Here is a 12,274-nt window from a genome sequence, read left to right as displayed (position 1 = left end):
CAACCCCTATTACTTCTTCTTGGTTTCTTTAATCACAACCACTTCGTCCGCATAACGGACACCCTTGCCTTTATAAGGCTCTGGGCTGCGGTATGCACGGACTTCAGCTGCCACCTGACCTACTACCTGCTTATTAACACCTTTAATCAGGATTTCAGTAGGAGTTGGCGTAGCACAAGAAATACCTTCTGGCATTTGATGTACGACTGGATGTGAAAAACCTAAAGACAAATTCAATTTATCACCCTGAGCTTGCGCTTTGTAACCAACGCCGACCAAAGTGAGTTTTCTTTCAAAGCCTTTAGTAACACCGGTAACCATGTTATTGACCAAGGCACGTAAAGTACCAGTCATTGCATTAGCTTCACGGCCATCATTGGCTGGTGAAAAACTCAAAGTGCCGTTGTCGTTCGCAACTTTCACTAAGCCATTGAGGCTTTGTGTCTGCACGCCCATAGGACCTTTTACTGTAATCTGCTCTGCTGAAATTGCAACTTCTGCACCGGCCGGCAAAGCGATTGGCATCTTACCTACTCGAGACATCTTTCACTCCTTAGGCGACGTAGCAAATTACTTCGCCACCGACACCGGTTGCGCGCGCTTTGCGGTCAGTCATGACGCCTTTTGGTGTAGAAACAATCGCTACACCCAAACCGTTCATCACATTTGGAATCTCGTCTTTACCTTTGTAAATACGAAGACCTGGACGTGAAACACGTTCCAAACGTTCAATAACTGGACGTCCTGCATAATATTTCAAGCCGATTTTTAATTCGGACTTCCCTGCAGTTTCTAAAACTGCGAAATCTTCAATGTAACCTTCGTCTTTAAGTACGTTTGCAATTGCAATCTTTACTTTAGAGGACGGCATCGCAACAACAGTTTTTTGAACAACTTGTGCGTTACGAATGCGGGTCAGCATATCGGCGATAGGATCGCTCATACTCATTGCTTATTCTCCTATTACCAGCTGGCTTTAGTCATACCCGGGATTTCACCACGCATGGCGACTTCACGGAGTTTAATACGGCCCAAACCGAATTTACGGAATGTGCCACGCGGACGACCTGTCAAAGCGCAACGATTACGCTGACGTGTCGGATTAGAATTACGTGGCAAAGCCTGCAACTTCAGACGAGCAACATAACGCTCTTCTTCAGTCTTTGATTGGTCATCAACGATGGCCTTCAATTCGGCGCGCTTGCCAGCGAATTTCTTCACCAAGTCTGCACGCTTTTGCTCACGATTAATCAGTGCCAGTTTTGCCATGGCGACCTCAGTTTCTGAACGGAAATTTAAATGCGGCGAGGAGTGCTTTCGCTTCTTCGTCGGTCTTTGCGGTTGTCGTGATACTGATATTCATACCACGCAATGCGTCGATCTTGTCGTACTCGATTTCAGGGAAAATGATTTGTTCCTTGACACCGATATTGTAGTTACCACGACCATCAAACGCACGACCAGAAACACCACGGAAGTCACGTACGCGAGGCAAAGCCACGGTAATGAAACGATCCAGGAATTCATACATCTGAGCGCCACGCAAAGTAACCATACAGCCGATTGGATAACCTTCACGGATTTTAAAACCTGCGATCGCTTTACGAGCTTTGGTCACAACTGGCTTCTGGCCTGCGATTTTCGTCAAGTCACCAACTGCATGCTCGATAATCTTTTTATCTGCAACTGCTTCAGACAAACCCATATTCAGGGTGATTTTCAAGATACGTGGAACTTCCATGCTTGACTTGTAAGCGTACTTTTCAGTCAATTCACCGACGATTTTTTCTTTATATAATGCTTGTAGACGGGCCATGATGTTATGCCTTCACAACTTCGCCAGTCGACTTGTAGATACGGACTTTTTTACCATCCACTACCTTGAAGCCTACACGGTCTGCTTTGCCAGATGCAGCATTAAACAACGCCACATTGGAAACATGAATCGGCATCAATTTATCAACGATGCCACCAACTGCGCCAGTCATTGGGTTTGGCTTAACCGCTTTTTTAGCGACATTAATACCAGCGACAACAACGTAATCACTATCGATGCATGATTGCACCTGACCGCGCTTACCTTTGTCTTTACCCGTCAAGACGATGACTTCGTCGTTTTTACGAATTTTATTCATCACGACTCCTTACAGCACTTCTGGAGCCAAAGACACGATTTTCATAAAGCGCTCAGTACGCAGTTCGCGTGTCACTGGGCCGAAAATACGAGTGCCGATAGGCTCAAGCTTTGCATTCAACAATACTGCAGCATTGCCATCAAATTTGACCAACGAGCCATCTTGACGACGAACACCCTTAGCTGTTCTCACAACCACGGCGTTGTAAATTTCACCTTTTTTTACACGACCGCGCGGAGCAGCAGATTTCACAGTGACTTTAATTACATCACCGATACCCGCATAACGACGCTTGGAACCGCCCAACACTTTAATGCACAGAACTTCACGCGCACCAGTATTGTCAGCAACTTCCAGCCGGCTTTCTGTTTGAATCATAATGTTCTCTTTCCCAACTTAATCCACACAACTTACACAATGCAAGCTTGTAGTCAGTCTTGGTCCTGCCAGCCAACCCCTACATAACCTGCAATGCACGAGCCAACTGATTAGGTGGACGATTTTTTAACCACTTTCACAACGAGAGGGTGTTGCGAAAGACATTTAGGCTGTCATTTGCTTACTACGCAAATGACAGCCCATCATTATTACATCAAAAAAATTTTTGTGCAATAACTTTATACGACTTGTGCTACTTGAACCACACGAGTCAATGTCCAAGCTTTAGTCTTGGAAATTGGGCGACCCTCTTGGATTTCAACTGTGTCGCCAGCTTTTGCCTGGTTAGCTTCATCGTGTGCATGGTACTTTGCAGTACGTACGATGATCTTGCCATACAAAGGATGTTTAACGTGACGTTCAACCAGTACTGTGACTGTTTTGTCCATCTTGTCAGACACAACCTTGCCAATCAATGTGCGCTTCAGAGCCACTTTAACTTGATCGTTCATTATTTGGCATCCTTCTGATTCATGACGGTTTTAACGCGTGCGATGTCGCGACGAACTTTTTTCAACTGTGAAGTATTAGTCAGTTGCTGTGTAGCGATTTGCATACGCAGGCTGAATTGCGCCTTCAACAGATCATTCAGTTCTTTCGTCAAAGCTGCAGAGTCTTTGCCTTGGAGTTCAGATACTTTCATTTACAACTCCCTATTAAGTGCCGACTTGACGTACGACAAACGTTGTCAACAATGGTAATTTGGCAGCTGCCAAGCGGAACGCTTCACGCGCCAGCGCTTCATCAACGCCATCCATTTCGTACAACATTTTGCCTGGTTGAATCTCGGCAACGTAGTACTCAGGATTACCTTTACCATTACCCATACGAACCTCTGCAGGCTTCTGGGAAATTGGCTTGTCCGGGAAAACGCGGATCCAGATACGACCACCGCGCTTGATATGACGAGTCATTGCACGACGCGCCGCTTCAATCTGACGCGCTGTGATACGACCACGGCCAACCGCTTTCAAACCAAACTCACCGAAGGAAACAGCTGTACCACGAGTATGCGAAATACCCTTGTTACGGCCTTTTTGCTCCTTACGATATTTTCTGCGTGCTGGTTGCAGCATGATTATTCTCCTGCTTTCTCAGCTGGTGCAGCATCAGCTTTTGCGCGTACACGCTTAGCTGGAGCTGCTGCGCCAGATGTATTTTGCCCTTCAGGACGCTTAGCACGTGGACGGCTGCTTGGCTTGCCATCGTCACGACGTGGGCCACGACGTTTTTTGTCGTCTTCCGGAGTCGATTCGATCACAGGCGCATCGCCATTTGCTAAACGGTCACCTTTGTAGACCCACACTTTTACGCCAATAATGCCGTAAGTTGTGGATGCTTCGCCAAAACCGTAGTCGATATCAGCACGCAAAGTATGCAAAGGCACGCGGCCTTCGCGATACCATTCTTTACGAGCGATTTCGATACCGTTCAAACGACCACCGGACATGATCTTGATACCTTGAGCGCCAAGACGCATTGCATTCTGCATAGCACGTTTCATCGCGCGGCGGAACATAATACGTTTTTCGAGCTGCTGAGCAATAGAGTCAGCGATCAATTGCGCATCGATTTCTGGCTTGCGAATTTCTTCGATGTTGACGTGAACTGGCACGCCCATCATTTTCGACAAGTCAGCTTTCAATACTTCAATGTCTTCGCCTTTTTTACCAATCACAACACCTGGACGGGAGCTGTAAATGGTAATACGTGCGTTTTTCGCAGGACGCTCAATAACGATGCGGCCTACAGATGCGTTTTTCAGTTTTTTCTTCAGGTATTCACGTACCTTCAGATCTTCACCGAGCATAGAAGCAAAGTTACCATTGCCTGCATACCAACGGGAAGACCAGTTACGCGTTACCGCCAGACGAAAACCGGTTGGATGTATCTTCTGTCCCATCGTGACTCCTTAGTTACCAACAGTCACGTAGATGTGACAGGATTGTTTAGAGATACGATCACCACGACCTTTAGCGCGTGCTGTGAAGCGCTTCAGGATCGCACCTTTTTCGACATAGATACTCTTTACTTTCAACTCATCGATATCTGCGCCATCATTGTGTTCAGCGTTTGCAATTGCAGACTCCAACACTTTCTTGATGATTGCAGCACCTTTTTTAGGGCTGAAGGCCAGGATATTCAATGCCTGATCAACTTTTTTACCACGGATCAGGTCTGCCACGAGGCGACCTTTTTGCTCGGACAGACGCACACCGCGAAGATTAGCTTTAGTTTCCATCATCGGTCCTTATTTCTTAGCCTTTTTATCGGCAGCGTGACCCTTGAACGTACGGGTCAGCGCGAATTCGCCGAGCTTGTGACCAACCATGTTTTCGGAAACATAAACTGGTACGTGTTGCTTACCGTTATGAACCGCAATGGTCAAACCGATGAAGTCCGGCATAATTGTCGAACGACGGGACCAAGTCTTGATTGGTTTTTTGTCTTTATTTGCCTGAGCAGCTTCGACTTTCTTCACCAGATGAGCGTCGCAAAACGGCCCTTTTTTCAATGAACGTGTCATGTTTTATCCCTTATTTCTTACCACGGCGTGAGACGATCATCGAAGTAGTACGCTTGTTGCGACGTGTCTTCTTACCCTTGGTCTGTTGACCCCATGGAGAAACTGGATGACGGCCTGCTGCAGTTTTACCTTCACCACCACCGTGAGGATGGTCAACCGGATTCATTACCACACCGCGAACGGTAGGACGAATACCACGCCAACGCATCGCACCAGCTTTACCAATCTTACGCAGATTGTGTTCGCCGTTACCAACTTCACCGACGGTTGCGCGGCATTCGATATGAATACGACGAACTTCGCCAGAGCGCAGACGAACTTGAGCGTAAGTACCCTCACGCGCCATCAGAACGACACCAGCACCAGCTGTACGTGCAATCTGCGCACCTTTTCCTGGCAGCATCTCTACGCAATGCATAGTTGTACCGACTGGAATGTTACGGATAGGCAAGCAGTTACCGGATTTGATCGGGGCTTGTGAGCCACTGATTAATTGATCGCCTACTGCAACACCTTTAGGAGCGATGATGTATGCACGCTCACCATCCGCGTAACACAACAAAGCGATGTGTGCCGTACGGTTAGGATCGTATTCAATACGCTCAACTTTTGCAGGAATACCATCTTTGTTGCGTTTAAAGTCAACAACACGGTAATGCTGCTTATGACCACCGCCGATGTGGCGGGTAGTGATGTGACCGTTGTTATTACGGCCAGCAGTTTTGGATTTCTTTTCCAACAAAGCAGCGAACGGACGACCTTTGAACAGGCCTTCAGTTACCACTTTCACCATACCACGACGACCTGGTGAGGTTGGCTTCATCTTAACGAGTGCCATTATTATGCCCCCTCAGTGAAGTTGATTTCCTGACCTGGCTTCAAGCATACAAAAGCACGTTTTGTATGGTTGCGGCGGCCAGTAAATCTACCGGTACGTTTTTGTTTACCTTGACGATTTGCCACTTGTACAGATTCAACCTGAACCTTAAACAGCAATTCGACGGCAGCTTTAATTTCTGGCTTGGTTGCATCTGGAGTAACCAGGAAAACCACTTGCTCATTCTTTTCAGCAACCATCGTTGCTTTTTCAGAAATCACAGGAGCCAGCAACACCTTCATCAGGCGTTCTTCACTATGTTTGATTAATGCACTCATGCCAGCATCTCCTCAATCTTTGCCAGTGCTGGCTTGGTGATCAACACTTTCTTGTAGAACACCAAAGAAACTGGATCAGCGTAACGTGGCTCAACAACCAAAACATTTACCAGATTACGTGCTGCCAACATCAGATTTTCATTGAATTCGTCAGTGATAATCAGAACGGAATCCAGGCAACCCAATGCTTTGAGCTTTTCAGTCAACAACTTAGTCTTTGGAGCATCAACCGTTACAGCATCAACCACGCTCAAACGATCTTCACGAGCCAACTGAGAAAGGATAGAGCAGATACCTGCGCGATACATTTTCTTGTTAACTTTGTGAGAGAAATTCTCATCCGGGCTATTCGGGAATATACGACCACCGCCACGCCACAAAGGAGAAGAAGACATACCAGCACGCGCACGACCAGTACCTTTTTGACGCCAAGGCTTCTTGGTTGTGTGGTGGACTTCTTCACGATCTTTTTGCTTGCGGTTACCGCTACGAGCATTTGCCTGATATGCAACAACAACTTGATGAATCAGAGCTTCGTTGTAATCACGACCGAAAATAGTGTCAGGAGCAGCAACATTCGCAGCAGCTTGACCTTGTTCGTTTAGGAGCTTCAGTTCCATGGATTAGGCTCCCTTCTTAGCTTTAACTTTAACAGCAGGGGATACAATCACCTGACCATTTTTTGCACCCGGCACAGCACCCTTAACCAGCAACAACTGACGCTCTGCATCAACGCGAGCGATTTCCAGATTTTGCACAGTGCGGTTAACGTCACCCAGATGACCAGTCATGCGTTTACCAGGGAAAACACGGCCTGGATCCTGCGCCATACCGATAGAACCTGGAACATTATGGGAACGGGAGTTACCGTGAGTGGCGCGACCAGAAGCGAAGTGATGGCGCTTGATAGTACCGGCATAGCCTTTACCAATCGTCACACCTTGCACGTCAACTTTCTGACCAGCTTCGAACAAACCGACAGGCACAACGTCACCAGCCTTCAATTCAGAAGCTTTAGCAGCATCAACACGGAATTCTTTTAATACAGTACCAGCTTCAACACCTGCTTTTGCGAGGTGACCGGCAGCCGCTTTAGTTACGCGGGATGCACGGCGCTGACCGAAAGTAACCTGAACAGCAGAGTAACCGTCTGTTTCAGGAGTTTTGACTTGCGTCACGCGGTTGTTGGACACATCCAGAACAGTAACAGGAATTGAATCCCCATCATCCGTAAAGATGCGCATCATGCCAACCTTGCGACCAACTAGGCCCAAGCTCATTATTTTCTCCATTCTCACCTACGATTGGGTGAGGCTGATGTTTAAAAAACTTAAACGAAAAGGTCAGCAAAAGCCGACCCACATTTAAGCCTTCGATTATAGCCCGCAAATTTTTTATTTACAAGGCAAATTATTTGAAAATTCGAAGAATTGTGGTATGTCAAATTTCTTCAATTATCTGATTTTTAATCAAATCAGATATTGATAAAAATCTGATTACTGCAATTTGATTTCAACATCAACACCAGCAGGCAAATCGAGCTTCATCAAAGCATCAACTGTCTTATCTGTTGGATCAACGATATCCATCAGACGTTGGTGTGTACGAATTTCAAACTGATCACGGGAAGTTTTGTTCACGTGCGGTGAGCGCAGAACGTCAAAACGTTGAATGCGAGTCGGCAAAGGTACAGGACCTTTTACAACAGCGCCAGTGCGCTTTGCTGTTTCAACGATTTCCAAAGCGGATTGGTCGATCAATTTATAATCGAAAGCTTTCAGACGAATGCGGATCTTTTGATTCTGTGTAGACATAACATTTCCTAAAGAACGAGCCACAAACTCAGTGAGAGTGGCATTTTTTACAAAGAGCGAATACTAAAAAAAAGCGGCTGTCGCTTAAAAAACAGCGACAGCCGACTAGTGTACTACAAAATTACGAAATTACTCGATAATTTTAGCAACAACACCCGCACCAACAGTACGACCACCTTCACGGATAGCGAAGCGGAGACCTTCTTCCATCGCGATCGGGTTGATCAGTTTGACTGTGATAGAGACGTTATCACCTGGCATCACCATTTCTTTGTCTGCTGGCAACTCGATCGAACCGGTGACGTCCGTTGTACGGAAGTAGAACTGTGGACGGTAGTTGTTGAAGAATGGTGTATGACGACCGCCTTCATCTTTCGACAAAACGTAGATCTCGCCTGTGAAGTGGCTGTGTGGCTTGATTGAACCTGGTTTTGCCAACACTTGACCACGTTGGATGTCTTCGCGTTTTGTACCGCGCAGCAGAACACCGACGTTGTCACCAGCTTGACCTTGATCCAGCAATTTGCGGAACATTTCAACGCCAGTACATGTTGTCTTAACTGTGTCTTTGATACCGACGATTTCGATCTCTTCGCCAACTTTGATGATACCGCGTTCGATACGACCAGTCACCACTGTACCGCGACCAGAGATGGAGAATACGTCTTCTACTGGCAACAGGAAGGCGCCGTCAACAGCGCGCTCTGGTGTTGGGATGTAGGTGTCGAGTGCATCAGCCAGTTTCAGGATTGCTTCTTCGCCCAATGGACCTTTGTCGCCTTCGAGCGCCAGTTTTGCGGAACCTTGGATGATAGGCAGATCGTCGCCTGGGAATTCATATTTGGACAGTAATTCACGTACTTCCATTTCAACGAGTTCCAGCAATTCAGCGTCATCAACCATGTCGCATTTGTTCAGGAAAACGATGATGTATGGAACGCCAACCTGGCGAGCCAACAGGATGTGCTCACGTGTTTGTGGCATTGGGCCGTCTGCTGCGGAGCAAACCAGAATCGCGCCGTCCATCTGAGCCGCACCAGTGATCATGTTTTTAACATAGTCAGCATGGCCTGGGCAGTCAACGTGAGCGTAGTGGCGTGTTGCTGTTTCGTATTCAACGTGGGCAGTATTAATTGTAATACCGCGTGCTTTTTCTTCTGGTGCTGCGTCGATTTCGTCGTATTTCTTCGCTTCGCCACCGAATTTTGCAGACAATACTGTTGCAATCGCTGCTGTCAATGTTGTTTTACCGTGATCAACGTGACCAATTGTACCTACGTTGACGTGCGGCTTGGTGCGTTCGAACTTACCTTTTGCCATTTTATTCTTCCTTCAAAAAGAACGATTTATCAATAAGATGCCTGCTCCAGGCAAGGAGCAGGCTTTTCAGATTACAAATTACTTAGCTTTGGATGTCACGATTGCGTCGATAACATTTTTCGGCGCTTCGGAGTAATGCTTGAATTCCATAGAGTACGTTGCGCGACCTTGTGTTGCGGAACGCAATGAAGTGGAATAACCAAACATTTCAGACAAAGGAACTTCAGCCTTAATGATCTTACCGCCACCACCAGCAACTTCATCCATACCCTGAACCATACCACGACGTGAGGACAAATCGCCCATGACCGTACCAGCATAATCTTCTGGCGTTTCAACTTCAACTGCCATCATTGGTTCCAGAATAACTGGACTTGCTTTGCGGCAGCCATCTTTAAACGCCATCGAACCCGCCATACGGAACGCGTTTTCGTTGGAGTCAACGTCATGGTAAGAACCGAAGAACAGAGTTACTTTAACATCAACTACTGGGTAGCCAGCCAATACACCGGATGTCAGTGTTTCACGAACACCTTTTTCAACCGCAGGGATGTATTCACGTGGAACGGTACCGCCTTTGATCGCGTCAACGAATTCAAAGCCTTTACCTGGTTCTTGTGGTTCAATTTTCAGAACAACGTGACCATACTGACCGCGACCACCGGATTGCTTAACGAATTTACCTTCGATTTCTTCGCAAGTTTTGCGAATAGTTTCGCGGTATGCAACCTGTGGCTTACCTACTGTCGCTTCAACGTTGAATTCACGCTTCATACGATCAACGATAATATCCAGATGCAACTCGCCCATACCAGCAATGATAGTCTGACCGGATTCTTCGTCAGTACGCACACGGAAAGATGGATCTTCAGCAGCCAGACGGTTCAGCGCCAAGCCCATTTTCTCCTGGTCAGCCTTGGTTTTTGGCTCAACAGCCTGAGAAATAACTGGCTCAGGGAAAACCATGCGTTCCAGAACGACAATCGCTTTATCATCACACAATGTATCACCAGTTGTTGTGTCTTTCAGACCAACAACCGCAGCGATGTCACCGGCAAGCATTTCTTTGATTTCTTCGCGCTGATTCGCATGCATCTGAACAATACGTCCGATACGTTCTTTTTTACCTTTGACAGAGTTATAAACTGTGTCGCCAGAATTCAAAGTACCGGAGTAGCAGCGGATAAAGCACAATTGACCAACGAATGGATCCGTTGCGATTTTGAACGCCAAAGCAGAGAATTTTTCATCATCTTTTGCCTGACGAACCACTGGCTCTTCATCTTCGTTTGTACCTGGTACCGGTGGAATATCCACTGGAGATGGCAGGAATTCAACAACCGCATCCAACATCGCCTGCACGCCTTTGTTTTTAAAGGCAGTACCGCACATCATCGGAACGATTTCACTCGCGATAGTACGCTGACGAATCGCCGCTTTGATTTCGGCTTCAGACAAATCACCTTCTTCAAGGTATTTGTTCATCAATTCTTCAGAGGCTTCAGCTGCTGCTTCCACCATGTTTTCGCGCCATTTCTTAGCATCAGCCAACAAATTCGCAGGGATCTCGCCGTATTCAAACTTCATACCTTGGGACGCTGTATCCCAGATAATCGCTTTCATTTTGACCAGATCGATAACGCCTTCGAACAAGTCCTCAGCACCGATAGGTACTTGCATAGGAATTGGGTTTGCCTTCAGGCGTGTGCGCATTTGCTCATACACTTTGAAGAAGTTCGCGCCAGTACGGTCCATCTTGTTGACGAATGCCAGACGAGGAACTTTGTACTTATTAGCCTGACGCCATACAGTTTCAGACTGAGGCTGAACGCCACCTACCGCACAGTAAACCATGCAGGCGCCATCGAGAACACGCATAGAACGTTCAACTTCAATAGTGAAGTCAACGTGACCTGGTGTATCGATAATATTGATATGGTGCGGCGCGAAATTATTCGCCATACCGCTCCAGAAGCAAGTTGTCGCTGCGGAAGTAATAGTAATACCGCGCTCTTGCTCTTGTTCCATCCAGTCCATGGTAGCAGCGCCATCATGCACTTCACCGATTTTGTGGTTGACACCGGTGTAGAACAGAACACGTTCTGTCGTCGTCGTTTTACCTGCATCAATGTGAGCCGAGATACCGATATTGCGGTAGCGCTCAATGGGGGTCTTACGGGCCATAGATAATCCTAAATCTTTTAATGGACAAAACCGAGCGCAATTTTTTGTGAAAATCGCGCCCGGCCTGATTCAAAATACTTGCCAGAACCATTGCATAATCATCATACAAAGGCTCCTTACTCTTACTCTTAGAAGCGGAAGTGAGAGAAGGCCTTGTTGGCTTCAGCCATACGATGAACTTCGTCACGCTTCTTCATTGCACCGCCGCGGCCTTCTGCGGCTTCTAACAACTCACCACCCAAACGTTGTGGCATGGATTTTTCACTACGCTTGTTTGCAGCTTCACGCAACCAACGCATAGACAAAGCCAGACGACGAACTGGACGCACTTCAACAGGCACCTGATAGTTCGCGCCACCAACACGGCGGGATTTTACTTCAACCAGTGGCTTGGCGTTGTTAATTGCCAATGCAAACACTTCCAGAGGATCTTTACCAGATTTTTGCTGGATGTGATCAAACGCACCGTAGATGATGCCTTCAGCAACAGACTTCTTGCCGGACAACATCAATACGTTAACAAATTTTGCTACTTCAACATTACCAAATTTTGGATCTGGCAATACGTCCCGTTTCGGGACCTCACGACGACGTGGCATTTCAATTCCTTTCAATCTTCAGTTGAGCATCGGGCAACAATTCACCTGACACTCGCGACAGGCCATCATAACCAGTCACTTACTCGGCTCATTCCGAACCGA

Annotated in this window: 20 protein-coding genes; all 20 read right to left on the bottom strand. The window is 46.9% G+C overall.

All coding sequences use genetic code 11. The annotated features are described in order from the left end of the window. Positions 1-9: 9 nt before the first annotated feature. Positions 10-543 (bottom strand): 50S ribosomal protein L6, encoded by a 534-nt coding sequence (rplF, locus tag H8K29_RS02650; RefSeq protein ID WP_186884636.1) that lies wholly within the window; start codon positions 541-543, stop codon positions 10-12. Positions 544-553: 10 nt separating this feature from the next. Next, complete coding sequence (gene rpsH / locus H8K29_RS02645; RefSeq protein ID WP_186884635.1) at positions 554-949, bottom strand: 30S ribosomal protein S8; 396 nt, start codon at positions 947-949, stop codon at positions 554-556. A 14-nt stretch (positions 950-963) separates the two neighbouring features. Further along, positions 964-1,269, bottom strand: coding sequence for a 30S ribosomal protein S14 (gene rpsN / locus H8K29_RS02640; RefSeq protein WP_186884634.1), 306 nt, complete (start codon positions 1,267-1,269; stop codon positions 964-966). 7 nt (positions 1,270-1,276) lie between these two features. Beyond that, positions 1,277-1,816: a 50S ribosomal protein L5 gene (gene rplE / locus H8K29_RS02635; RefSeq protein ID WP_186884633.1), complete on the bottom strand. Its 540-nt coding sequence runs from the start codon at positions 1,814-1,816 to the stop codon at positions 1,277-1,279. 4 nt (positions 1,817-1,820) lie between these two features. Continuing rightward, complete coding sequence (gene rplX / locus H8K29_RS02630) at positions 1,821-2,135, bottom strand: 50S ribosomal protein L24 (RefSeq protein ID WP_186884632.1); 315 nt, start codon at positions 2,133-2,135, stop codon at positions 1,821-1,823. Between the two features lie 9 nt (positions 2,136-2,144). Next, positions 2,145-2,513, bottom strand: a complete 369-nt coding sequence (gene rplN, locus H8K29_RS02625; protein ID WP_006464924.1) for a 50S ribosomal protein L14 — start codon at positions 2,511-2,513, stop codon at positions 2,145-2,147. 239 nt (positions 2,514-2,752) lie between these two features. Beyond that, the gene (gene rpsQ / locus H8K29_RS02620; RefSeq protein WP_186884631.1) at positions 2,753-3,025 is read right to left on the bottom strand and encodes a 30S ribosomal protein S17; all 273 of its coding nucleotides are present in this window, start codon (positions 3,023-3,025) and stop codon (positions 2,753-2,755) included. Continuing rightward, the gene (rpmC, locus tag H8K29_RS02615; RefSeq protein WP_186884630.1) at positions 3,025-3,216 is read right to left on the bottom strand and encodes a 50S ribosomal protein L29; all 192 of its coding nucleotides are present in this window, start codon (positions 3,214-3,216) and stop codon (positions 3,025-3,027) included. The genes rpsQ and rpmC overlap by 1 nt, the downstream gene beginning before the upstream one ends. 13 nt (positions 3,217-3,229) lie before the next feature. Then, entirely contained in the window at positions 3,230-3,649 is a 420-nt protein-coding gene (rplP, locus tag H8K29_RS02610) for a 50S ribosomal protein L16 (RefSeq protein WP_186884629.1), read from the bottom strand. A gap of 2 nt (positions 3,650-3,651) precedes the next feature. Then, positions 3,652-4,476: a 30S ribosomal protein S3 gene (gene rpsC, locus H8K29_RS02605; protein WP_186884628.1), complete on the bottom strand. Its 825-nt coding sequence runs from the start codon at positions 4,474-4,476 to the stop codon at positions 3,652-3,654. A 9-nt stretch (positions 4,477-4,485) separates the two neighbouring features. Beyond that, positions 4,486-4,818: a 50S ribosomal protein L22 gene (rplV, locus tag H8K29_RS02600; RefSeq protein ID WP_186884627.1), complete on the bottom strand. Its 333-nt coding sequence runs from the start codon at positions 4,816-4,818 to the stop codon at positions 4,486-4,488. Between the two features lie 6 nt (positions 4,819-4,824). Further along, on the bottom strand, positions 4,825-5,100 hold the full coding sequence (gene rpsS / locus H8K29_RS02595; protein ID WP_124574225.1) for a 30S ribosomal protein S19: 276 nt from the start codon (positions 5,098-5,100) through the stop codon (positions 4,825-4,827). A 10-nt stretch (positions 5,101-5,110) separates the two neighbouring features. Then, the gene (gene rplB / locus H8K29_RS02590) at positions 5,111-5,938 is read right to left on the bottom strand and encodes a 50S ribosomal protein L2 (RefSeq protein WP_186884626.1); all 828 of its coding nucleotides are present in this window, start codon (positions 5,936-5,938) and stop codon (positions 5,111-5,113) included. A 2-nt stretch (positions 5,939-5,940) separates the two neighbouring features. Further along, positions 5,941-6,255 carry a 50S ribosomal protein L23 gene (gene rplW / locus H8K29_RS02585; RefSeq protein WP_186884625.1) on the bottom strand — a complete coding sequence of 105 codons (315 nt, stop codon included), beginning with the start codon at positions 6,253-6,255 and terminating at the stop codon, positions 5,941-5,943. Beyond that, a complete protein-coding gene (gene rplD / locus H8K29_RS02580; RefSeq protein ID WP_186884624.1) occupies positions 6,252-6,875 on the bottom strand; it encodes a 50S ribosomal protein L4 in 624 nt (207 codons plus the stop codon). Before rplD ends, rplW begins: the two co-directional genes overlap by 4 nt. A gap of 3 nt (positions 6,876-6,878) precedes the next feature. Next, on the bottom strand, positions 6,879-7,535 hold the full coding sequence (gene rplC, locus H8K29_RS02575; protein ID WP_186884623.1) for a 50S ribosomal protein L3: 657 nt from the start codon (positions 7,533-7,535) through the stop codon (positions 6,879-6,881). 216 nt (positions 7,536-7,751) lie between these two features. Beyond that, a complete protein-coding gene (gene rpsJ, locus H8K29_RS02570; protein WP_110255911.1) occupies positions 7,752-8,069 on the bottom strand; it encodes a 30S ribosomal protein S10 in 318 nt (105 codons plus the stop codon). 129 nt (positions 8,070-8,198) lie between these two features. Then, positions 8,199-9,389: an elongation factor Tu gene (gene tuf, locus H8K29_RS02565; protein WP_186896239.1), complete on the bottom strand. Its 1,191-nt coding sequence runs from the start codon at positions 9,387-9,389 to the stop codon at positions 8,199-8,201. 78 nt (positions 9,390-9,467) lie between these two features. After that, positions 9,468-11,573, bottom strand: a complete 2,106-nt coding sequence (fusA, locus tag H8K29_RS02560) for an elongation factor G (protein ID WP_186886133.1) — start codon at positions 11,571-11,573, stop codon at positions 9,468-9,470. A 128-nt stretch (positions 11,574-11,701) separates the two neighbouring features. Then, a complete protein-coding gene (gene rpsG, locus H8K29_RS02555) occupies positions 11,702-12,172 on the bottom strand; it encodes a 30S ribosomal protein S7 (protein WP_162039546.1) in 471 nt (156 codons plus the stop codon). Positions 12,173-12,274: the final 102 nt, after the last annotated feature.

Source organism: Undibacterium sp. CY21W (assembly GCF_014284265.1).
GTDB lineage: Bacteria > Pseudomonadota > Gammaproteobacteria > Burkholderiales > Burkholderiaceae_D > Undibacterium > Undibacterium aquatile.
The sequence above is the reverse complement of the archived record's forward strand: the minus strand, read 5'-3'. Positions and strand labels throughout refer to the sequence as shown.